Raw genomic sequence first — 22274 nt, forward strand, 5'->3', positions numbered from 1 at the left:
TCTCCTAGCTCTGCGGCTCGCACCGACGGGCGCGGTTCAGCTGTGGGCCTTCGCGGCGCTGCGGCCCTTGCCGCCGCCACGGCGCGGCAGATAGACCAGCGCCTCGGTCCCCACGAAACGCAGGACGAACGTCATCACCAGCGCGAGCGCGGTGGCGGGCAGGGCTCCGATCCCGAAGTCGTGCACCAGCAGCGCGATCAGCGGGATGCGCAGCAACAGGTCGGCGTTGGCGAGGAGCGCGAACCGGCCCACCCGGTCCCACCAGCGGCGGTGCCTGCGGCGCTCGCGGAACAGCAGGTGCTCGATGAGCAGGAAGTTCCAGGCGAGGCCCAACTGGTTGGCGAGGATCTCGGCCGGCACGTAGTGCAGACCGAGTTTGGTCAGCGCCCACAGGCCGACCAGGTTCGGTACGAAGCCGGTCGCGCCGATCAGCCCGAAGGCCACCATGCGCGCCGCGGGCGAGGCGGTGCGCAGCCCGAGCAGATGGCGCAGGAAGCGGAAGCCCTCCTGTGCGCTCGACTTGGACTCGCCGGCGAACCGGTCCTGGAAGACGAACGGCACCTCGGTGACCCGGCGCGGTCTGCTGCGCACGGCCAGCTCGAACAGAATCTTGTAACCGAGCGGCTGAAGATTCTCCGCGGTGACCGCGCTGCGGCGGATTGCGAAGAAACCGCTCATCGGGTCGCTGATGCCGCGCAGCCTGCGTGGGAACAGCGACTTGGTCAGCCAGGTCGCGCCGCGCGAGACGGCGATCCGGTAGCCGCCCGCGAGTCCGGCACGGCTGCCGCCCTTGATGTAACGGGAAGCCACGACGAGCCCGGCGTTCGCGCGCTCGCCGGTGCCGACCAACTCAGGTACCAGGGACGGCGGATGCTGAAGATCCCCGTCCATGACCACGATCCAGTCGGAACCGGCCGCCTTGAAACCCTCGACCACCGCCCCGCCGAGCCCGCCGACCGGCTCCTCCCGGTGCAGCACGGTGACCGGGAACGGACAGTCCTGCGCCTCACGGAAGATCACGTCGGGGGTGTCGTCGGTGGAGTCGTCGACGAACACGACCTCGCAGGGAAGCCGGCCGGGCACCGACTCGTTGATCCGCCGCAGCAGTTCCCGGATGTTCGCCGACTCGTTGAAGGTGGGCACGACGATGGTGACGGCGCCCGGCTCGGGGACCTCGGCGGCCCGTACGGCCGGATCGCCGAGTTCCCCGGGCACGGTGGATTCGTGCGTCATCGGTTGCCTCCCGTGGCCTGGTCGATCCTGCGGATCTCGATCCGGTCGTCACCGGTGCCGAAGGTGGCGACCGGCGTGGAGTGCTCGATCGCGGCCTTGACGTTCGGCAGGTCGACCGCGTCGCGCCGTACCGTCGGGGAGGCGACGACGTAGTCCAGGGCACGCCAGCCGCCCGGCATGGTCCTGGTGACCGCCGGGTCGAGGTCGGCCTTGTAGAACCAGATGACGCCCAGCCCGGGGCGGTATCCGGCGTGGACGAGGTCGAGCCAGAGCGCGTCGTCGACCAGGACCCTGGTGTGCTCCGGGTCCTGCACCTTGTGGGTGAGCCAGTGGGAGGCCCCCCGGTAGGGGGCGTTGGCGTCGGCGGTGACGGCGGTGCGGTCGCCGTCGTACCAGCGCGGCACCACATAGACCCCGGCGGCGGCCACCAGCAGCGCCACCAGGGTGTACCGCAGCCAGGTCACGGAGCGCCGCCCGGCCCCGCCGCGCCACCTGTTCAGCACCAGGTGGACGACGCTCGCGGCACTGCCCGCCAGGACCAGCGCCAGGAACGGCAGAGCCTGGATGACGTACATCGCGGGCAGATAGCCGCTCGGCCGCATCGCGACCAGGGTGAGGATCGCGACCGCGAGCGCCGGCCCGGCCAGCGCCCGCGCCGTGACCGACCAGCGCCAGGTCAGCAGGACCAGCAGCGCACCGGCCAGCCCGCCGAGCGGCAGCACACGGTCGTAGTAGAGCCAGGAGTGCAGCACCCCGTACGAACCGGAGTGGGGGTCGAGGATGAACCCGGACCCGGCCCTGCTCATCTGGTAGATGATGCCGTCCCACAGCGAGACATGGCCCGCGCCGGGCAGCAACTCCCCCTTGAGCAGGGCGAACAGGGGGTACGACAGACCGATCAGGGCGCAGGCGGTGACCGCGCCGGTGAGCGCGAACTTCCGCGTGTCCCGGTGGCTGTGGCGCCACATGGTCAGGAAGACGGCGGGCAGGACGACGAGCATCGTCTCCTTGGTCAGGACGCCCGCAGCCGCGGCGAGGCCGGCCCCGAAGTGGTGCCACAGATGACGGCTCGGGGAGGCGGCCAGGGTGAACGCGAGGAGCGTCCACATCACCGCGATGTTGTCGAGGAAGATCTCGCGCTGGAGCACCACCGACAGCGGGGAGAGACCGAAGAGGACCATGGCGAGCCCGGCGGCCCACACCGGCAGCAGCAGGCGGCGGGCGAGGACATGGACAAGGACCGCGCTCACGGCGCTGACCAGCAGCATCACGAACCGCATCGAGCCGACCGTCATCAGTTCGGGAGCGATGCGGGCGGGAATCCAGGTCAGCAGGGCGATCTGGACCCAGCCGAACGGCGGGTGGTCGTACCAGTACGTGTAATGGGCAAGCCCGTGGCCGTTCTGCACGGCCCACGCCTGGGCGAGGTAGGTGCCCTCGTCGTCGCTGAGCGTCGGATAGGCCGTGATGTTCCAGCCCTGCACCGCGAGGATCGCCGCGAGCAGCAGTCCGCACACGATCAGATCGGGACGGGAGCTGCGGAAACGGAACGCCGGACGCGGCGCCGGGACGGTGACGGGGACACGTGTGTCCTGCGCGGCGACCTCGGTGCCGGTCGCCGCGGGAAGAGTGGAGGTCACGCAGCAACGTCCTCTCGGGACGGGCGGATCACGTCGGCCGCGGTCAGATGCGCGCCCACGTGGCTGGTCAGCTCCCAGTCGTTGCGGCCGCGCTGTTCGCGCCATACGGCACGGACGGCGGCGCCTGCGAGGAGCACCTGGTAGAAGGGGCCGCCCACGATGAGCTTCACATAGTGGATGAAGCGAACACGCAGCCTGTACTGCTTGCCGAAGTCATGGAGCCCCACGACCTCGAACACGAAGGTCACGGCGGCCGTGACGAGAGGAAGGAAGGTGAGGAAGGCGATGCCGACCGGAACGTCCAGGAAGAGGGCGATCGCGGCATTGAGCGGGATGACGACACCCGAGAACGCCTGCAGGAACGGGGTCATGAGCGTGTAACGGGCGAGCAGGCGCTGCCCGAAGCCGGAGAGCTGCTTCCAGTCCTTCTTGCGGTAGACCTGCAGGAAGCCCTGGTTCCAGCGGGTGCGCTGCTTGAGCAGCGACATCAGCGAGCCCGGGGTCTCCTCCCGGGTCACCATGTCGGAGTCGTAGGCGACGACGACCTTCTTCCCGACGCTGGACAGCCGCACTCCGAGGTCGCAGTCCTCGGCGAGGCAGTCGGGATCCCAGCCGTCGGCGTCCCGCAGGACGTCGGTCCGTACGAAGACGGTGTTGCCGCCGAGCGGGATGAACCCTTTCTGCGCATGCAGATGCAGCCGGGAGCGGAACCAGAAGAAGTACTCCAGGCAGTTGCGCAGGCTGTACCAGCTGGAATGGAAGTTGATGAGCTGCACCCCGCCCTGGACGACGTCCGCGCCCGTGGTGCGGAACGCGTGGTCGACGTGGGCGAGCAGCTCGGGATGCACCTGGTCCTCGGCGTCGAAGACCCCGACGACGTCGCCGCGGCAGTGCGGCAGCGCCGTGTTCATGGCCTTCGGCTTGTTCTTCCTCTCGTGGTGGTCGACGACGACACGGACGCGCCCGTCGCGGGCCGCGGCCTTCCGGGCGACCTCGGCGGTCTCCGGGTCGTCGTGCCCCACGATGACGATGATCTCGTAGTCGGCGTGCGTGGACTCGAGCAGCCGCTGGATCGTGTGGTCGAGCACGGCCTGTTCATGTCTCGCAGGCAGCAGCAGCGAGAAGGACAGGTGCTCACCACCGTCCGGGCTGCCGAACCGGGTGGAGGCCAGCACTTCGGGCGTACGCCACGCGTGCATCTGCCACCACAGGGTGAAAGCGGCCATCCAGAACAAAGCCAGCGAAACAGCAGCTATGAAGACAGACGTCAGCAACAGATCCCCCCAGATCCCCAATACCCCCTGCCGCGACAACGTGGCACACGTGTCGCGGAACGATGGAGAGACTAGGTGGGAACTGTGAAGTCCTGGAGCTCTTCAGATAAATAGTGCGTTTCGGGATGGACGCCCTTCTGGTGGGATCTGCTCCGGGCCGGGACCGGTCATGCCACCGGAGTCCGATCTTCCGTCATCCTTCCCTGAAGCTCAGGGCGTTGCGCAGCCGCTCCGGGTCGGTGGTCGGGGCGTCACAGGTGAAGTTGCGGCAGACGTACGCGGTCGGTTCGTCATCCACCGGAATCCGGTCGGCGAGAAGCGGCAGTTCCCCGCTCCCCGCAGTGCCCACCGCCACCACCGCGCCCGGGGCGGTGCCCAGAAGTGCCGTGCGGTGCAGGGCCCTTGTGGCGGGATCATCGAGAGCCGGACCGACGACCGCGACCTCACGGGGACCGTCGAGGAACGCCTCGGCGACGGCGAGCCCCCAGCCGACGAAGCGGGGCACGCGCGGTCCGAGCGCCTTGACCACGCCCAACGCCCGCTCCGCCGCGGTGCGATGGGGTTCGGATCCGGTCTGCGCCGCGTAGGACAGCAGGGCCCCGGCGGCGGCGGTCCAGCCGGACGGGGTGGCGTTGTCGGTGGGGTCCTGAGGACGGCGGATCAGCTTCTCCGCGTCGGCAGCGGTGTCGTACAACGCACCGCTGTCGTCGGTGAAGCGGACCAGCACATGGTCCAGCAGGAACCCGGCGAACTCCAGCCAGACGCCCTCGCCGGTGACGGAGGCAAGCGCCAGGAAGCCCTCGGCGACGTCGGCGTAGTCCTCCAACACCCCTGTGTGGGCACCGACCCGATCGTCCCTCGACGTACGGGCCAGACGAGCGCGCTCGTCCATGTGCAGCCGCACGAGGAGGTCGGCGGCGCCGATCGCGGCCTCAACGAGGTCCGAGCGGTCGAAGTACGCGCCGGTCTCGGCGAGAGCCGCGACGGCCAGACCGTTCCAGGCCGCGACCACCTTGTCGTCCCGCCCCGGTGCGGGGCGTTCCGCCCGGCTCACGAGCAGCCGGCTCCTGATCAACCCGATCCGCTCGGCGTCGACCACGCCTTCCTGCTGGGGCAGTTGGAGAACAGAGCTGCCGTGCTCGAAGGTGCCCTCGTCGGTGACGCCGAAGTAGCGGGCGGCGAGTTCGGCGTCCTCGGGACCGAGCACCTCCTCGAGCTGCGCAGGGGTCCACACATAGGCGGCCCCCTCGACATGGCGGCCGCTTCCGTCGTCGCTGTCGGCATCGAGCGCGGAGGCGAACCCGCCCTCCTTCGTGCGCAGTTCGCGCACCATGAAGTCGGCGGTCTCGAGCGCGACCCGCCGGGCGAGCCGGGAGCCGGTGGCCCGCCACAGGTGCGCGTACACGCGGCACAGCAGGGCGTTGTCGTACAGCATCTTCTCGAAGTGGGGCACGACCCAGTCGCGGTCGACGGAGTAGCGGGCGAAACCGCCGCCGAGCTGGTCGTAGATCCCACCGCGCGCCATGCGCTCGCAGGTGTCCTGCGCCATCTGGAGGGCACCCTCGGAGCCGGTGCGGGCGTGATGGCGCAGCAGGAACTCCAGCACCATGGAGGGCGGGAACTTGGGAGCGCCGCCGAAGCCGCCGCGCTGCGGGTCGTACTCCCGGGTCAGGCCGAGGAGCGCCTGAGCGAGCTCGTCCTCGCCCGGGGTCCGCGTGTCGCCGTACTGCAGCTCCCGGCCGGCGAGATCCCGCACGATCTTCCCGGCGACCTCCGCCACCTCCTCCCGCCGGTCGGCCCAGGCCTGCCGGACGCCTTCGAGGACCTGGCGGAAGCCGGGCATGCCGTGCCGGGGGGAGGGCGGGAAGTACGTGCCGAAGTAGAAGGGCGCGGCCTCGGGGGTGAGGAAGACGGTCATGGGCCAGCCGCCCTGGCCGGTGGCGGCCTGGACGGCCTCCATGTACACGGCGTCCACGTCCGGTCGCTCCTCGCGGTCGACCTTGACGCTCACGAAGTGCTCGTTCAGATACGCCGCCGTCGCCCCGTCCTCGAACGACTCGTGCGCCATGACGTGGCACCAGTGGCAGCTCGAGTAGCCGACGCTCAGCAGTACGGGCACATCGCGACGCCGTGCCTCCTCGAAAGCCTCTTCCGACCAGGGCCACCAGTCGACCGGGTTGTCGGCGTGCTGGAGGAGGTAGGGGGACGTTTCATGAGCCAGTCGGTTCGGCATACCTCCATCCTGCCCGACACGGCCCGTTCGATCGCACCGCGACGTGATCGACTTCGCAGCGGCCGCACCCAGGAGTCCCACCGCGCGCCGGGATCCTTCACGAGGTGGCCCCCGGCATCCGTGAGACGGCCGCACGCAAGGCACGGGTGATGGTGTAACCGGACCCGAATCCTGATCGTCGGCACCCTCGCGCCGACGCCGTCCTCGAAGGACACTGAAAAACAATGGAGTTGACGCCGGAGGGGGACGTGACATGCGGGACAGCCATCGGGCTGAAGCCGAGCGGCTGTTGGCACGGGCCGTTGAGGAGGAGGTGCGCCGCTCGGGCGGCCGCACGGAGGGGACCGTCCTGCTGTCGCGGGCGCGCGGAGCCCTCGACGCGATGGCGCAGACGGCCTCGGAGGAGTACGAGGTGTACACGCGGGCCCTCGACGAGGCGGAGGCCGGCCGGCTGACCTTCGGGCAGCGGTACGCGAAGGAGGGTGCGGGGACGGCACTCCTGGTGGCGGCCGTCGCCGCGGTCGCGGCCTGTGTCGCGGACCTCGCGCTGGGCACGGACAGCGGCACGGCGCTGGGCACCGGGGCCACCGTCGCGGTCGTGGGCGCCGCGGCCACGGTGGCCAAGGTGACGGCGTCCCATCTGCCGGCGGCCAGCCGGCGGGCCGGTGAGCTCGGCCGGCCCGGCGGCCCCGAGCAACTGCGCCTGCAGTGGCTGACCGCCCTGGAGGTGCGCGGCATCCGCCCGTTCCTCGACCAGCAGAAGGTGCTCACCTCGACCACGCAGGCGAAGGCCTCGCCCCGGCTGCGCCGCACGGACAAGAGCGCGGCAGCTCTCAGGCGCACGGTGCTCGAGCAGTCCTTCGGTCAACTTCCCGACCCCGTCGGCTCCTTCGCGGGCCGGCGCACGGAACTGGACAGGATCCGGCAGTGGGTACGGTCGGCCCGTGCGGGCACCGAGACCAAGCCGTCGGTGGTCGTGCTGCACGGTCCACCCGGCTCGGGACGCACATCGCTCGCGATCCACGCCGCACACGACCTCAAGGACCACTTCCGCGGCGCCTGCGTGGTGGACCTGCGCGGGGACAGCACCGATGAGCAGCCACTGTCCACCCGCGACGCCCTGCTCCATCTGCTCAACCGGCTCGGCGCGCCCCGCGAGCAGCTCCTGTTCCGTGAGCGCTCCGCCCCCGACCACCAGGTCAAACGGCTGGGCGAGCTGTACCACCAGCACCTGACGGACCTGCCGGTCACCATCGTGCTGGACGACGCCTTCGACCCGGAGCAGGTGCGCACCCTCCTGCCCGAACGGTCCGAGAGTCTGGTGCTGGTCACTTCCCGGGAGCCCCTGGAGTTGCCGGAGGACCTGCCGGCCCATGTCCACCAGCTCCCGGTCGGGGCGCTGGACGCCGCGGGCGCGGAGGAACTGCTGAACGCGGCGGCCCAGGACGGCTCGGGGCCGTACGACGCCGAGGCCGCCGACCGCAGCAGGGAGCTGTGCGGCGGACTGCCGCTGGCGCTGCGCATCGCCGGTTCGTCACTCGGCCCGCGCTCCCCTCGCCGACTGGCCGCGGATCTCGCCGCCTACGGGCCGGTGGGACCGGTGGAGCGCGCCCTGTGGCTGCGTTACACCGACCAGCCGGAGGGGGCCCGGCGGCTGCTGCGCCGGCTGGCGCTGGCGGGCCGTGCCTCACTGGGCGCGGCCGCGGCGGCGGCCCTGCTGGCCACCGACGATCAGGACGCGGCCCGGTATCTGCAGACGCTGGCCGACGCGGGTCTGATCGACCACGTCCGCGGCAACCGCTACCGCCTGCACGACCTGGTGCGGGGCTTCGCACAGGCACGGCTCCTCGACGAGGAGGAGCCGGCCGAGCGCACGGCCGCGCAGGAACGCCTGATCGTCAACTACGCGGAGCTGGCGGACTCGGTGCTGCGCCTGGTGGACGGCAATATGTCGACCCGCTCGGACCGCTTCGGACCGCACGGCTTCACCTCCCTGGACGCCGCGCTGCGCTGGCTCGACGACGAGTCGAGCTTCATCACCGCCACCCTGCGGCACGCGGAGGGCGTCGACCAGGCGGCGGTGCTGAACCTCCTGGGCGCCTTGTGCGACTACTGCCTGTTGCGCGGCGACCTCTACCGCCTGGGTGAGATCAGCGAGCTGACACAGGCCGTCGACCAAGGTCTTCTGGTGCGCTCGGTGCAGTGGCGCACGGGCATCGCGGCACGCCAGCTGGGCGAGCTGGACAAGGCACGGACGACACTGGCCGCGGTGGTGGACCTGTACTTCGAGGCGCACCACGACGCCGGTGCCGCCAGGGCGCTGTGCTCGCTCGGCATCACCCTCCACCACCAGGGCAACCTCACCGAGGCCGCGGCGAAGCTCCAGGAGGCGATGGATCTCCAGGCCGCCCCCGAGCTGGCGGCGGACCGGGCGTGGACGATGCACGCGCTCGCGGCGGTGGAGCGCGACCGGGCACGGCTGAACCAGGCGCTGGAGCTGCTCACCGGGGCCCTGGTCCTGCACCGGGAGAACGAGTCGGTGCACGGCGAGGCCTGGGCGCACTTCCAGCTGGGCCAGCTCGCCCTGCGCATGGGGGACGTGCCGCGCGCGGAGAGCGAGCTGCGCACCGCGCTGGATCTGTACACCCGCACCCATGACGCGCGCGGCGAGGCCTGGGCGCTGACCCAGCTGGCCCGCGCCCGCCTGTTCGCCGGCGACACGTCCGCGGCGGCCGAGGAACTGCGCCGGGCCGCCACGCGCCACCGGGAGAACGAGGACGCGCGCGGTGAGGCCTGGACGGTCTACTACCTCGGGCAGGCCCTCGAGGAGGCCGGCGACCTCGACCAGGCGGTCCGTGATCTGGAGCGCGCACGGACGATGTTCTCGCGGATGCGGGACGTCTACGGCCTGGCCTGCGCCCGGCATCACTCGGCGCGGGTGACCCGGGATCAGCGGGCGGCCAGGACCGGCTCGCTGCGCAACTCCGGCTTCGCCCGCCAGTTGCTGGTGGACGCGAAGGCGGACTTCCAGCGCATCGGTGTGGCCCACGGCGAGGCCTGGACGTGCCTGGAGCTGGCGGTCGTGGACGCCGGGAACGCCCGTACGCAGCAGGCGCTGGCCCTGTGCGACGAGGCGGTGGACCTGTTCACCTCCTACGGCGACCGCAGGGGCGAGGACTGGGCCCGTTTTCTGCGCTGCACCCTCCTGCCCTACGCCTCACCGGGAGGGGCCGAGGTGGGCGCGGCGGTCGCCCAGGAGGAACTGGCCCAGCTCTCACGCGCGTACCACCCGGCGAGGGACGACAAGCTGGACGACTACGTCGGGGCGTACGGGCTGCTGCTGGAGCGGGGTGTGAGTCTGGAGGGCGGCTGGCAGGCGTGGCGCCTGGGGATGGTGCCGGGCCGGCACGCGCGCGAGGTCATGGGGGTGCCGATGACCGCCGGGCGCTGACGGGCACCCCGAACGGGGGCTGCGCCCGGCGTCCGCCGTGCACAGCCCCTGGGAAACCCCGGTGGGGGCCTCAGCCCCGCTGGGTCTTGGGCGCCCCGACCGAGCCGGGGTCCTGCCGGCCGGCCTTCTCGGCGCCGCCGGAGGTGTCGTCCTCGGCGTTCACCTGGAAGTCCACCTTGCCCATGTGCTTGTTCATGGACTTCATCAGGCGCCACACCGCCAGTGCCATCGCCGCGAAGACGATGAAGCCGAGGACACCGGGAGTGACCTTGTTCTGGTCCACCTCGGCGAAGGTGACGAGGTGCGTCATTGCCAGGCTCGCGCTTGCGCTCATGTCAGGCATTGTCCCTCAGGGCTAGCGGATGCCTGCAAAGAGGTCGTCCTCCGGGAGCGAGGTGTCCACGAGGGACTTCGCGAGCTCGTACTCCTCCGTCGGCCAGACCTCCCTCTGGAGGTCCATCGGGACCCGGAACCAGCCCCCGTCGGGGTCGATCTGGGTGGCGTGCGCGATCAGGGCCTTGTCACGGATCTCGAAGAAGTCCGCGCACGGGATGTGGGTGGTCAGCGTGCGCTCGACGCGCTCCATCTCGCTCCACCGCTCCAGCCACTCCCCGTACGGCGACTCAAGCCCGCGGTCGAGCATCGCGTGGTGCAGCGCCTCGGTGCGCGGTCGGTTGAAGCCCTGGTTGTAGTAGAGCTTCAGCGGCTGCCACGCCGGGCCGAACTCCGCCTCCGGGTACTTCTCGGTGTCCGCGGCACCCTCGAACGCCACCATCGAGATCTTGTGGGTCATGATGTGGTCGGGGTGCGGATAACCGCCGTTCTCGTCATAGGTGGTGATCGCCTGCGGACGGAACGCGCGGATCTTGCGCACCAGCTCCCCGGCCGCCTTGTCGAGGTCCTCCAGGGCGAAACAGCCCTCGGGAAGCGGGGGCAGCGGGTCGCCCTCGGGCAGGCCGGAGTCGACGAAGCCGAGCCACTCCTGCTTGACGCCGAGAATCTCCCGGGCCTCGTCCATCTCCTTCTTGCGTACCTCGTGGATGTGCTCCTCGATGTACTTGTCGCCCTGGAGCTTCGGATTGAGGATGGAGCCGCGCTCCCCGCCCGTGCAGGTCACCACCAGCACGTCCACCCCCTCGGACACGTACTTCGCCATGGTGGCCGCGCCCTTGCTCGACTCGTCGTCGGGGTGGGCGTGCACAGCCATCAGTCGCAGTTGGTCAGTCAAGACTCGATCCTCAGTAAGTCGTCAAGTGCGCGCCCTGGGTGATTCGGCGCGATGAGCGGCTTCTATAGTGACCGAATCGGAGGGTGAAAAATTCCGGGACCGGTCCCGGAACGCCCCGTCCGGGGCGGTCTGTCCCGGTCCCTGCCGAGAGGACGATCATGAGTACGGCGAGCACGGAGCTGCCCCAAGGGCGCTACGGCCGCTCCGCGGACGAGCGCGCCGACCGCACACTCAAGATCGTCGGCAGTGTGCTGGGCGTGGTGCTGCTGCTGGTCGTCGGCCTTTTCGCGTACCACTACGTCTTCCAGAACAAGATCAGCGGCGAAGTGATCACCTTCCAGGCCTCGCGGCATGCGGTCGAGGTGCACCTGGAGGTGCGCAAGGACGCGGACGCCTCCGGCTACTGCACCCTGCGCTCCCAGTCCGCGGACGGCACCGAGGTCGGCCGCGCGGATTTCCGGTTCGGCGGACACGCCACGCGCATCGACAAGGTCGTCACCCTGCGCACCACGTCCCAGGGAAGCACCGCGGAGCTGCTCGGCTGCCACACGGGCTGACATCACCCGTCTCACGTACGCGCTGACCTGCGCTGACGTAATTCTGATGGCTTATGTCCTCCCCCTTTGGCCGTTGAATTGTTAGGCTCGTGGTTTCGCCCACTCGTGAAGGACCGTTCTTCTGGGTAGGGCGATGCTTTGTATTCCCAGTACCGACGAGGAGCACCTGTGACCCAGACCAGCGAGAACGTCACCTGGCTGACCCAGGAGGCGTACAACAAGCTCAAGGACGAGCTTGAGCACCTTACTGGTCCTGCGCGCACGGAGATCGCCGCCAAGATCGCGGCCGCGCGCGAGGAGGGCGACCTGCGCGAGAACGGCGGGTACCACGCGGCCAAGGAGGAGCAGGGCAAGCAGGAGCTCCGTGTGCGCCAGCTGACCCAGCTCCTGGAGAACGCCCAGGTCGGCGAGGCTCCGGCCTCGACCGATGGCGCCGTGGCCCCCGGCATGGTCGTGACGATCGCCTTCGACGGTGACGAGGACGACACGCTGACGTTCCTGCTCGCCTCGCGCGAGTACGCGAGCGCCGACATCGAGACGTACTCGCCGCAGTCCCCGCTCGGCGCGGGCGTGCTCGGCCACAAGGTCGGCGAGGACGCGCAGTACGAGCTGCCCAACGGCAAGAAGGCCTCGGTGAAGATCCTGAAGGCCGAGCCCTACCAGGGCTGAGCCTTCCCCACCTCGGTGATGCCCCCGGCGCCCATGCGGCACCGGGGGCATCGCCGTTCCCGGGGCCGGGCCCCGGGAACGGGGTCGCGTCAGGCCGTCGCGGAGCGGTACTTGCGCACCGCCAGCGTCCGGAATATCGCGATGATCACGACCGAGTAGATCAGGGACGCCCAGACGGGGTGCGCCATGGGCCAGGCGTCCGAGGGCGAGACCCCGGGGTTGCCGAACAGCGTGCGGCAGGCCTGGACGGTCGCACTGAACGGATTCCACTCGGCGATGTGCCGCAGCCAGGGCGTCATATGAGTGGTGTCCACAAACGCGTTCGAGATGAACGTGACCGGGAACAGCCAGATCAGTCCACCCGAGGTGGCCGCCTCCGGCGTACGCACCGAGAGGCCGATCAGCGCGCCGATCCAGGTGAACGCGTACCCCGTCAGCAGCAGCAGACCGAACGCGGCCAGCACCTTTCCGGCGTTGGTGTCGCCGTTGGAGCCCACGCGCCAGCCGACCAGCAGGGCGACGATCGCGAGGACGAACACGGTCAGCGCGGTCTGCACGAGGTCCGCGAGCGTCCGCCCGGTGAGCACCGCGCCCCGTGCCATGGGCAGGGAGCGGAAGCGGTCGATGAGTCCCTTGTGCATGTCGTCGGCGATGCCCGCGCCGGCGCCCGCCGTGGCGAACGTGACGGTCTGGGCGAAGATGCCGGCCATCAGGAAGTTGCGGTATGCCTCCGGGCTGGTGCTGCCGCCGATCTGCATGGAACCGCCGAAGACGTAGCTGAACAGCACCACGAACATGATCGGCTGGATCAGCCCGAAGATCACCATCTCCGGAATGCGGGTCATACGGATCAGATTCCGCTTCGCGACCACCAGCGAGTCCCGGACGGACTGGCTGATCGGGTTCGCCGGCGCCGCGGTGGCCACGGTGTCGGTGACTGCACTCACTTCGCGCTCTCCTTCGTGCGCTTGCGGGCCTTGGTGTTCCCGGCCGCGCCGTTGTCCTCGGACTTCTGCTCGGCCATGTGACCGGTCAGGGACAGGAAGACGTCGTCCAGGGTGGGACGGCGCAGCCCTATGTCGTCGATCTCGATGCCGTGGGTGTCCAGCTCCCTGATGACCTCGGCGAGGAGCTTCGCGCCGCCGGTGACGGGGACGGTGAGCTTGCGCGTGTGCTCCTCGACCGTGGTCTCGCCCTTGCCGAAGCCGCGCAGGACGTCGGTGGCGGTCGGGATGTCCTCGCGCTGGTGCACCACGACCTCGACACGCTCGCCGCCGGTGCGTGCCTTGAGCTGGTCGGAGGTGCCGCGGGCGATGACGCGGCCGTGGTCGACCACGCAGATCTCGTGCGCCAGGTGGTCGGCCTCTTCGAGGTACTGGGTGGTCAGCAGGAGCGTGGTGCCGCCGGAGACGAGCTGCTTGATGACCTCCCAAAGCTGCTGGCGGTTGCGCGGGTCGAGACCGGTCGTCGGCTCGTCCATGAACATCACGGGCGGACGGACCACGAGCGCGGCCGCGAGGTCGAGGCGGCGGCGCATGCCGCCGGAGTAGGTCTTCGTCGGGCGGTCGGCGGCCTCCGTGAGGTTGAACTGCTCCAGCAGCTCCGCCGCCCGCTGCTTGGCCGCCTTCGCCTTCATCTGGTAGAGCTGGCCCACCATCTGAAGGTTCTCCCGGCCGGTCAGGTACTCGTCGACCGCGGCGAACTGGCCGGACAGGCCGACCGAGCGGCGCACGGCGTCGGGATTCTTGAGCACGTCGATCCCCGCGACGGTCGCGGTGCCGCTGTCGGGGCGCAGCAGGGTCGTGAGGCAGCGGACCGCGGTGGTCTTGCCCGCGCCGTTCGGCCCCAGGAGGCCCAGCACGGTGCCCTCCGGGACATCCAGGTCGACGCCGTCCAGAGCCCTTACGTCGCCGAAGGTCTTCACCAGACCTTCGGCATAGATGGCGCCTGGCATATCAGTTCTCCACGTCATTGGGAATTCGGGCAATGAGGGTACGATTCGGGCTTCGTCCGCTCGATGGGCTTTCCGCCCGCGCGGCCGCGAACGACCGCGTGTGTGCGCAGACCGGCGAGACGCTCACACCATAACGCGATGTATCGCGTCTCTCAATGCATTTTTCCACCGGGTCACGACGACGCCCCCGACCTCAGTCGATGACGGTGTAACCCGCCTCCCGCAGTGCCCGGCCCACCTCGGCGCAGTGCTCCGGGCCCATCGTCTCCAGCTGCAGCTCCACCTCCGCCTCCGTGAGCCCGAGCCGCGGGTCGGTCCGTACGTGACTCACATCGAGGACGTTAGCGTCGGCCACTGACAACACCCCGAGAAGCGTCGCGAGTGCGCCCGGGCGGTCGGTCACCCGCAGCCGGACGGCGAGGTAGCGGCCCTGCGCGGCCATGCCGTGCCGCAGGATGCGCTGGAGCAGCACCGGGTCCACGTTGCCGCCGGACAGCAGCGCCACCACCGGCCCCTCGAAGGTGCCGGGACCGCTCAGAAGCGCCGCAACGGGACTCGCACCCGCCGGCTCCACGACCAGCTTGATCCGCTCCAGGCACAGCAGCACCGCGGCGGACAGGGCGTCCTCGGACACCGTGCGGACCTCGTCGACCAGGTCCTCGACGATACGGAACGGCACCTCACCGGGCCGGCCCACCTTGATCCCGTCGGCCATCGTCGCCGGGTTCTCCACCGGCACCGGGCGTCCGGCCGCCAGCGAGGGCGGATACGCGGCCGCACCCTCCGCCTGCACGCCCACCACCCGCACATCGGGACGCAACGCCTTCACCGCGGTCGCCACACCCGCCGCCAGCCCGCCGCCCCCCATGCCCACGACGACGGTGCGCACCTCGGGGCACTGCTCCAGGATCTCCAGACCCACCGTCCCCTGACCGGCGACGACGTCGGGATGGTCGAACGGATGGATGAGGACCGCGCCCGTCTCGGCCGCGTACTCCTGCGCGGCGGCCAGCGTGTCGTCCACCACCTGTCCGTAGAGCCGTACGTCGGCGCCGTACTCACGGGTCGCGCTGATCTTCGGCAGCGGAGCGCCCTTGGGCATGAAGACGGTGGAATGCACACCCAGCAGCGAGGACGCGAGGGCCACTCCCTGGGCGTGGTTGCCCGCGCTCGCGGCGACGACACCCGCCGCCCGCTCCTCGGGCAGCAGCCCGGCGATGCGCACATATGCGCCACGCAGCTTGAACGAACCGGTCCGCTGGAGGTTCTCGCACTTCAGGTGCACCGGTGTGCCGACCAGCTGCGACAGGTACCTGCTGCCCTCCATCGCGGTGACGCGCGCGACGCCCGAGAGCATCTTCTGGGCGCCCCGGACGTCGTCCAGCGTCACCGCGGGCAGGGAGTCGGCCGTGCTGTAGTTCATGAGCACCAGTCTCGCAGTTCACGCCCGTCCGCAGCGGGTGTGACCAAGCTGCGAAACGGGTTTGCGCAGCGCCGGTACGCCCCGCGCCCCGGCCGCGTACCCTGTCCCCCAACCCAGCTTCCACGCATGAATTGAGCCCCCGGCCATGCCCACAACACCTGAAATGTCGATGGACATGTCGACCGTCGGTGACCCCGGTCTTCTGGACACGCTGCAGCACGAGGTCGCAGTGTTCGCACGCCGCGCCGAACAGACGCGGCTCGGCGGAGTCGGGCAGGTACGCAACTCGATGGACCGTGCCGCATATCTCCTGCTCAACCGCCTCGACAAGGAAGGCCCGATGGGCGTCAAGGCGCTCGCCGCGAGCATGGGCATCGACTCGTCGACGGTCACCCGGCAGGTGGCCCCGCTGGTGGACACCGGTCTCGTCAAGCGGACCTCCCACCCGGAGGACGGGCGCGCGGTGGTGCTCCAGCTCTCCCCGCGCGGACTGTCGCGCCTGGAAGAGGTGCGCTCCTCCCGGCGGCAGCTCATGGCCGAACTGACGCACGACTGGACCCCCGCGGAGCGCCAGGAGTTCTGCTCGCTCCTCACGCGCTTCAACGTGGCCCTCTCCGCCCGCCAGACATCGCAGGTCCTTCCGGGGAACGAGGCGCAGCAGCCGTCCTGAGTCCCGGACGCCCCGTCCGTCGTCTCCCGGCACGCATGCGTGCCGGGCGCTCCCCGGCTCTTGACCCCGGGGGCGCCACCGGTCTCATATGAGATCGGGTCCCTGTCGTACGCGCTCCGGCATCCCGCACACGCACCCGCGCCGTGCGGGCTCGGCCGCCTCCGCACGGCGAGGCCCCGACCCTTCATGGTCGCCCTCAGTCGGGAGGCGCGGTGCGAGAACGGCATGCGTCCCAAGAGGCCCGCCGGGCCCGGGACTTCGAGGCCTTCGTCGCGGGCGCGGCCGGACGGCTGCTGCATGCGGCCACCCTGCTCACCGCGGAGACCCCGGACGACAACCCGCGCGCCCGGCGCCTGCTGACGCTGGCCCTCGCCGAGACGTACGCCTCCTGGGACCGGCTGCGCGGCGACGATCCCTACGACCGCACGCGCCAGCAGGTCGCCACCCGCTTCGCACGTGAGGCATGGCACCGGCACGGGACCTTCGGCCGGCAGCGCAGGGATCGGGGCGGCGTCCTCGCGGGCCTGTCTCCACGGGAGCGGCTGATGCTCGTACTGAGGTTGTACGAAGGTGTGACCGAGGAACAGACCGGGGCGCTGCTGGGACTGTCCACCGAGCGGGTGCGCGCGATCTGCACACGCGCGGTGGCTACGCTGCTGCACCCGCCGCCCCGGCCGGCGCCCGCGGTGCCGGTCGCGAAGGTGGCTCCGTCGTGACCGGCCCGGCCCGGAGAACGGGCGACGGCACGACGGGCCGCCCGACCCGCATACGGGAACCGAGGTGACCGATGAATCTGCGCGAGCGTGAGGCCGCCGTACGGCGGATGCTGGAGCGGACACCGCCCCCGGTGCCGCCCGACCTGTACCCGGAGGTGCTGCGGCGTGGCACCCGGATCCTGCGCCGCCGGACCGCGGCGCGCCGCCTGCTGTGGCTCACGCTGCTGGCCGCGGCCCTCGCCTTCGCGATCTGGGCGTCCCTGACCCGGCCCTGGGCGGAGCTGCCGTCCACGACGACTCCGCCCATCAACGGCTGGTGAGAACCGGCGGCTAGCCGAGGGCCTGCCGCAGGTCCTCCAGGAGGTCGTCGACGTTCTCGATGCCCACCGAGAGACGGACCAGGTCGGAGGGGACCTCCAGGGCCGAGCCTGCCGCGGACGCGTGCGTCATGCGCCCCGGGTGCTCGACGAGCGACTCCACACCGCCCAGGGACTCGCCGAGCGTGAACACCTTTGCGCGGTTGCAGACCTCGACCGCCGCCTCCTCACCGCCCTCGACCTGGAAGGAGACCATGCCGCCGAACGCCTTCATCTGCTTCGCGGCGATCTCGTGACCGGGGTGCTCCGCCAGGCCCGGATAGAGAACGCGCGTCACACGCGCGTGCCGGGTGAGCATGTCGGCGATCCTTGCGGCGTTCTCGCTGTGCCGGTCCATACGGACCGCCAGCGTCTTGGTGCCGCGCAGCACCAGCCACGAGTCGAACGGGCCGGCGACCGCGCCCATCGCGTTCTGGTGGTACGCCAGCTGCTCGCCGAGCTCCTGGTCGTTCACGATCAGCGCACCGCCGACGACGTCGGAGTGGCCGCCCATGTACTTGGTCAGGGAGTGCACGACGACGTCCGCGCCGAGCGCGAGGGGCTGCTGCAGGTAGGGCGTCGCGAACGTGTTGTCGACGACGAGCCTGGCGCCCGCGTCACGCGCGATCTGGGCGACGACGGCGATGTCGGTGATGCCGAGCAGCGGGTTGGAGGGGGTCTCCACCCAGACGACCTTGGTCTTCGGGGTGAGTGCGGCTCGTACCGCCGACGGATCGGAGGTGTCCGCGACGGACCATTCCACGCCCCACCTCGAGACGACCTTCGCGAACAGACGGAACGTGCCGCCGTACGCGTCGTTCGGGATGACCACGTGGTCGCCGGGGCTGAGCAGCGTACGCAACAGGCAGTCCTCGGCCGCCAGTCCGGACGCGAACGCGAGACCGCGGCGGCCGCCCTCCAGGGCCGCGAGGTTCTCCTCGAGTGCGGTCCTGGTCGGGTTGGCGCTGCGGCTGTACTCGTAGCCGCCGCGCAGCCCGCCGACGCCGTCCTGCTTGTAGGTCGACACCTGGTAGATCGGTGGGACGACCGCGCCCGTCAGGGGGTCGGCGGTGTTCCCCGCGTGAATCGCGAGGGTCTCGAAGTGCTGACTGATGTGCCTGTCGCTCATGTGCACCGAGGGTAGTGCTCCGGCGGCGGGGATGACGGACCTCGGGGACCCGGGCGCCGGGACGGGCGAGCCGGTCCCGGAGGGCACGGACCGGAGCACCCGGACCCGGGGAGCCGGACCCGGGGAGCCGGACCCGGGGAACAGGGGTGCGAGACGCTGGGCGCGGCAACCGCGCCCGATGCCCGTACCGGTCGGTGCGCCACTGGTTCTCCACAGGCCCGGCGACCGGGTTGGCCAAGTGTCCGACCCGTCTGGTTCGCTGGAGGCATGGCGATTCTCTGGGTCCTGATGGCGGCGGCCATGTTCAGCATGGTCCTGCTGCCCGTTCTCATGCGCAGGCGCGCGCGCATCCAGCAGGTGGCGCCGGGCCACCCGGACGCGGCGGACCCCGCGAACTACGGCTTCGTGCGCCAGGAGGAGCTGGACGTCCGCATGCCCGGCCCCGACCAGGACCTGCTGGACGTCCTGGACGTGGTGCAGCACACGCAGGACTACCACGCCGCCGCGCAGCTCCTGGCCGGCACGGAGGCGGAGGGCGAGACGCGCTGGCAGCGTGTGCAGGCCTTCGCGGGCTCCGCGTCCCTGGAGCTGCAGACGCGGCCCGGAGGAGTGAGCGAGATCCCGGGCGGCCAGTGGCTGCGGGTGTGGCGGACCGAGGCCCCGAAGGACGCGGGCGGCGCGGCCGTGCAGGCGGAGTTCCTGGTGCAGCAGGCCTGGCGCACGTCGACGCCGGGCACGGAGGAGTTCCGGATCATCATGGAGGAGGCGCAGTCGGCCTGCGCCGAGGCGGCACTGCTGGCCCCCGGTGACCCGGTCCCCTACATCATCGAGCTCTCGGTGGCCCGCGGCCTCGGCTACCCGCGGCCGGAGTTCGAGCAGCTGTGGCTGAAGGTCCTGGACCGCGCCCCGACCCACATGGGGGCGCACCTGGCCGCACTGCACTACTGGTGCGAGAAGTGGCACGGCTCGCGCGAGCTGGCGTACTCCTTCGCGGAGGCGGCGGCCGCGCGTGCCCCGCAGGGCTCGCTCCTGGCCGCGATGCCCCTCTTCGCGGTCTTCGAGCACCTGCCCGAGGTGAACCTGGTCAGCAGCTTTTACCGGAGCGAGGTCGTGACCAAGGCGATCCACGGCGCACTCTTCGCGGTGCAGTCGGCCCGCTCCGACGACCCCATGGCAGCGCACGTGCGCCACCTCCTGATCCTCTTCCTGGTCCGCAGCGAGCGCTGGCCGGAGGCGATGGCCCAGCTGGTCCATGTCGACGGTCATGTGGGTGCGCTGCCCTGGACCCTGAGCGCCGACCCGGCCGCGGACTACGCGATGTACCGGGCCCTGGCGGTGGCAGGCTTCGAGGCGAACGGCGGCAGCCCGGCGGCCCTGCCGCACTGAGTCCGCCGGCCACGCCGCGCGGCGGCACACCATGGCCGCGCCCCTGGTCCGCCCCGGAATTCCGGGGCGGACACGCACGTTGGGCGTCAAGCCCCATTCGTCGCGTGCCCCCCTTGGAGACCAGATGTTCCCGTACAGCCGCACGCCCCGGTTGCCCACGCCGGAGCAGGCCCTGAGCGGTCGCCCCAAGCCGATCTTCACGATCCCCGGGCGGCACACGGTGCTCGGCACCCCTCTCCTCGGCCCCTACCCGGAGGGTCTGGAGATCGCGGACTTCGCCCTCGGCTGCTTCTGGGGCGCCGAGCGCACGTTCTGGCAGCTCTTGGGCGTACATACGACGCTCGTCGGCTATCAGGGCGGCTACACCGAGAACCCCACGTACGAAGAGGTCTGCTCGGGCCTGACGGGCCACACCGAGGCGGTCCGTGTGGTCCACGACCCGGAGAAGATCTCCTACGAGCGCCTGCTGCAGGTCTTCTGGGAGTCCCACGACCCCACGCAGGGCTTCCGCCAGGGCAACGACGTCGGCACCCAGTACCGCTCGGCGATCCACACCCACTCCCCCGCCCAGGCGACCGCGGCCCGGGCGTCCCGCGAGGCGTACCAGAAGGTCCTCACCTACTCGGGCCACGGCAGCATCACCACGGAACTGCTCCCCGCGGAGGGCCGCCAGTTCTATCCGGCGGAGGGATACCACCAGCAGTACCTGGACAAGAACCCGGGCGGGTACTGCGGCTTGGGCGGGACGGGGGTGTCGTGCCCGACGGGTATCGCTCCGACGCCGGTGGCCAGGGACAAGTAGGCGCTCTCCGCCGCAGCGAACGGAGTCGAAAATCAGTGGCCCCCTGAAGCGGGCCAACGCGAGGCTGGACGCCATGGAAGAACCGCAACGCAGGATCCGTGCGGCACACTCGGAATCCACGATCACCGTCTACCAGGCCTACTCCCCGGAAATCGGCCTGCCCGCCGCCCGCGAGGGCCGATTCCCCGCCACCTGGAAGCGGGACAGGATGACGTGGATCAAGCCGTCGTTCCTGTGGATGATGTACCGCTGTGGCTGGGGCGCGAAGGCAGGGCAGGAAACCGTCCTCGCTGTCGAGATCAGCCGTGACGGCTTCGACTGGGCGCTGCGCCACGCGTGTCTGTCGAGCTATGTCCGCGGGGTGCATCCCGACCGAGCCGCCTGGCAGCGTCAGTTGAAGCGTGCGCCCACTCGCGTGCAGTGGGACCCCGAGCGGGACCTGCGCCTCCAGCCCCTGCCGTACCGGTCGCTGCAACTCGGCCTCTCCGGAGAGGCCGCACACCGCTACGCCGACGAGTGGACGGTCGCCATCCGCGACGTGACCCCGCTCGCCCATGAGATCCACGCCCTCGTCAGCAGCGGGGACCTGGACTCCGCCGCCCGGCTGCTGCCCCAGGAAGACTCCTATCCCCATGGAGACGAGCTTCTTGCCCACCTACACGGATAACAGGCTGCTCCGCCCGACAGCCGGCTCCGGCCCATGGGGCACATGGCAGCACAGGCCCGCCGGGACGGATGTGTCGTGCCCGACGGGTATCGCTCCTACGCCGGAGGCCAGGGACCAGTAGCCGGTGTCGTGCGTCGGGGTGCCTGAAGAGGACCGCACCGGCACCCGCAGCCCGCACGGTGCCGCACCAGGCGCTCTCCGCGGCAAGGAACGGAGTCGAAAATCAGTGGCCCCCTGAAGCGGGCCAACCTGACGCTGGACGCCATGGAAGAACCGCAACGCGGGACCCGTGCGGTCCATACGGAATCCACGATCACCAGGGCCGCGTATCCGGGCCGACGGCCGACGTTCGGATCGCCCAAGGCGGCCCTTCAGGTGATTGCCAGATGCCTCATGAGCCAGACGACCCTCGCAGGGGTACGACGTCCCAGCAGAGGACGAACCCAGAACGCCGTGAGGAGCGTGGCGATGTACGCAGCAGTCCGGCGGTACGAAGGGGTGACCGATTCGGCCGAGGCCGCACGTCTCGTGAACGAGGGATTCGTGCCGCTCATGCGCCAGGTCTCCGGCTTCGTGGCCTACTACTGGATCGATACCGGGGACGGAGTGATGGTCTCGACCAGCGTCTTCCAGGACCAGGCCGGTGCCGACGAATCGGTCTCGAGGGCTGCGGACTTCGTGCGGGACAACCTTGCGTCGCTGCTCCCCAACCCTCCCCAGGTCATGGCCGGCGAGGTGGTGGCTTCCGCATGACAGCGTTCGGACCAGCCACATGAGATGGCCTCAAACGCCGGCCCGTAGTGCCCGCGTGGTCGTCCTTCACAGCCTTGATCGCGCATTTCACTGGATGTGATCGGAAAGAAGGACGCTCCGGTCGACAGCGGCC

At 70.4% G+C, this 22274-nt stretch carries 20 protein-coding genes; 10 read left to right on the plus strand and 10 right to left on the minus strand.

The window, feature by feature from the left end; all coding sequences use genetic code 11:
- Positions 1–36: 36 nt before the first annotated feature.
- From ADL25_RS20145 to ADL25_RS20160, 4 genes are all read right to left on the minus strand, one after another.
- Positions 37–1233, minus strand: coding sequence for a glycosyltransferase (locus tag ADL25_RS20145; protein ID WP_059129157.1), 1197 nt, complete (start codon positions 1231–1233; stop codon positions 37–39).
- Positions 1230–2873: an ArnT family glycosyltransferase gene (locus tag ADL25_RS20150; RefSeq protein WP_059129158.1), complete on the minus strand. Its 1644-nt coding sequence runs from the start codon at positions 2871–2873 to the stop codon at positions 1230–1232. The genes ADL25_RS20145 and ADL25_RS20150 overlap by 4 nt, the downstream gene beginning before the upstream one ends.
- A complete protein-coding gene (locus ADL25_RS20155) occupies positions 2870–4147 on the minus strand; it encodes a glycosyltransferase (protein ID WP_059129159.1) in 1278 nt (425 codons plus the stop codon). The genes ADL25_RS20150 and ADL25_RS20155 overlap by 4 nt, the downstream gene beginning before the upstream one ends.
- A 193-nt stretch (positions 4148–4340) precedes the next feature.
- On the minus strand, positions 4341–6380 hold the full coding sequence (locus ADL25_RS20160; RefSeq protein ID WP_059129160.1) for a thioredoxin domain-containing protein: 2040 nt from the start codon (positions 6378–6380) through the stop codon (positions 4341–4343).
- A 253-nt stretch (positions 6381–6633) separates the two neighbouring features.
- On the opposite strand from ADL25_RS20160, the gene ADL25_RS20165 reads away from it, so the two are divergent.
- Positions 6634–9831, plus strand: a complete 3198-nt coding sequence (locus tag ADL25_RS20165; RefSeq protein ID WP_059129161.1) for a tetratricopeptide repeat protein — start codon at positions 6634–6636, stop codon at positions 9829–9831.
- Between the two features lie 70 nt (positions 9832–9901).
- Here the strand turns inward: ADL25_RS20165 and ADL25_RS49795 are convergent, their stop codons facing one another.
- Both ADL25_RS49795 and mca read right to left on the minus strand, forming a co-directional pair.
- Positions 9902–10174 carry a hypothetical protein gene (locus tag ADL25_RS49795; protein ID WP_234380971.1) on the minus strand — a complete coding sequence of 91 codons (273 nt, stop codon included), beginning with the start codon at positions 10172–10174 and terminating at the stop codon, positions 9902–9904.
- A 12-nt stretch (positions 10175–10186) separates the two neighbouring features.
- Positions 10187–11059: a mycothiol conjugate amidase Mca gene (gene mca / locus ADL25_RS20175; protein WP_059129163.1), complete on the minus strand. Its 873-nt coding sequence runs from the start codon at positions 11057–11059 to the stop codon at positions 10187–10189.
- Positions 11060–11217: 158 nt separating this feature from the next.
- Here mca and ADL25_RS20180 point away from each other — a divergent pair, with 158 nt between their 5' ends.
- On the plus strand, positions 11218–11616 hold the full coding sequence (locus ADL25_RS20180) for a DUF4307 domain-containing protein (RefSeq protein ID WP_059129164.1): 399 nt from the start codon (positions 11218–11220) through the stop codon (positions 11614–11616).
- Positions 11617–11784: 168 nt separating this feature from the next.
- On the plus strand, positions 11785–12285 hold the full coding sequence (gene greA / locus ADL25_RS20185; RefSeq protein ID WP_059129165.1) for a transcription elongation factor GreA: 501 nt from the start codon (positions 11785–11787) through the stop codon (positions 12283–12285).
- An 89-nt stretch (positions 12286–12374) separates the two neighbouring features.
- Here greA and ADL25_RS20190 read toward each other — a convergent pair whose 3' ends face one another.
- The 3 genes from ADL25_RS20190 to ilvA form a co-directional block, all read right to left on the minus strand.
- A complete protein-coding gene (locus tag ADL25_RS20190) occupies positions 12375–13232 on the minus strand; it encodes an ABC transporter permease (RefSeq protein WP_059129166.1) in 858 nt (285 codons plus the stop codon).
- Positions 13229–14239 (minus strand): ATP-binding cassette domain-containing protein, encoded by a 1011-nt coding sequence (locus tag ADL25_RS20195; protein ID WP_059129167.1) that lies wholly within the window; start codon positions 14237–14239, stop codon positions 13229–13231. Before ADL25_RS20195 ends, ADL25_RS20190 begins: the two co-directional genes overlap by 4 nt.
- A gap of 193 nt (positions 14240–14432) precedes the next feature.
- Positions 14433–15662 carry a threonine ammonia-lyase gene (ilvA, locus tag ADL25_RS20200; RefSeq protein ID WP_059129196.1) on the minus strand — a complete coding sequence of 410 codons (1230 nt, stop codon included), beginning with the start codon at positions 15660–15662 and terminating at the stop codon, positions 14433–14435.
- A gap of 163 nt (positions 15663–15825) precedes the next feature.
- Between ilvA and ADL25_RS20205 the strand changes: the two genes are divergently transcribed.
- From ADL25_RS20205 to ADL25_RS20215, 3 genes are all read left to right on the plus strand, one after another.
- Positions 15826–16332: a MarR family winged helix-turn-helix transcriptional regulator gene (locus ADL25_RS20205; RefSeq protein ID WP_059129168.1), complete on the plus strand. Its 507-nt coding sequence runs from the start codon at positions 15826–15828 to the stop codon at positions 16330–16332.
- A gap of 212 nt (positions 16333–16544) precedes the next feature.
- Positions 16545–17048: a sigma factor-like helix-turn-helix DNA-binding protein gene (locus ADL25_RS20210; RefSeq protein ID WP_059129169.1), complete on the plus strand. Its 504-nt coding sequence runs from the start codon at positions 16545–16547 to the stop codon at positions 17046–17048.
- 71 nt (positions 17049–17119) lie between these two features.
- Positions 17120–17368, plus strand: a complete 249-nt coding sequence (locus ADL25_RS20215) for a hypothetical protein (protein ID WP_059129170.1) — start codon at positions 17120–17122, stop codon at positions 17366–17368.
- Positions 17369–17378: 10 nt separating this feature from the next.
- On the opposite strand, the gene ADL25_RS20220 is transcribed toward ADL25_RS20215, so the two are convergent.
- Entirely contained in the window at positions 17379–18533 is a 1155-nt protein-coding gene (locus ADL25_RS20220) for a cystathionine gamma-synthase (RefSeq protein WP_059129171.1), read from the minus strand.
- A gap of 267 nt (positions 18534–18800) precedes the next feature.
- Between ADL25_RS20220 and ADL25_RS20225 the strand changes: the two genes are divergently transcribed.
- From ADL25_RS20225 to ADL25_RS20240, 4 genes are all read left to right on the plus strand, one after another.
- Positions 18801–19919, plus strand: a complete 1119-nt coding sequence (locus ADL25_RS20225; protein WP_059129172.1) for a hypothetical protein — start codon at positions 18801–18803, stop codon at positions 19917–19919.
- A gap of 124 nt (positions 19920–20043) precedes the next feature.
- Positions 20044–20721, plus strand: a complete 678-nt coding sequence (gene msrA, locus ADL25_RS20230; protein ID WP_059129173.1) for a peptide-methionine (S)-S-oxide reductase MsrA — start codon at positions 20044–20046, stop codon at positions 20719–20721.
- Between the two features lie 73 nt (positions 20722–20794).
- Positions 20795–21388 (plus strand): DUF4291 domain-containing protein, encoded by a 594-nt coding sequence (locus ADL25_RS20235; RefSeq protein WP_059129174.1) that lies wholly within the window; start codon positions 20795–20797, stop codon positions 21386–21388.
- A 468-nt stretch (positions 21389–21856) separates the two neighbouring features.
- Positions 21857–22141: a hypothetical protein gene (locus ADL25_RS20240; RefSeq protein ID WP_059129175.1), complete on the plus strand. Its 285-nt coding sequence runs from the start codon at positions 21857–21859 to the stop codon at positions 22139–22141.
- Positions 22142–22274 lie beyond the last annotated feature (133 nt).

This window comes from Streptomyces sp. NRRL F-5122 (assembly GCF_001507435.1).
Lineage (GTDB): Bacteria > Actinomycetota > Actinomycetes > Streptomycetales > Streptomycetaceae > Streptomyces > Streptomyces lannensis.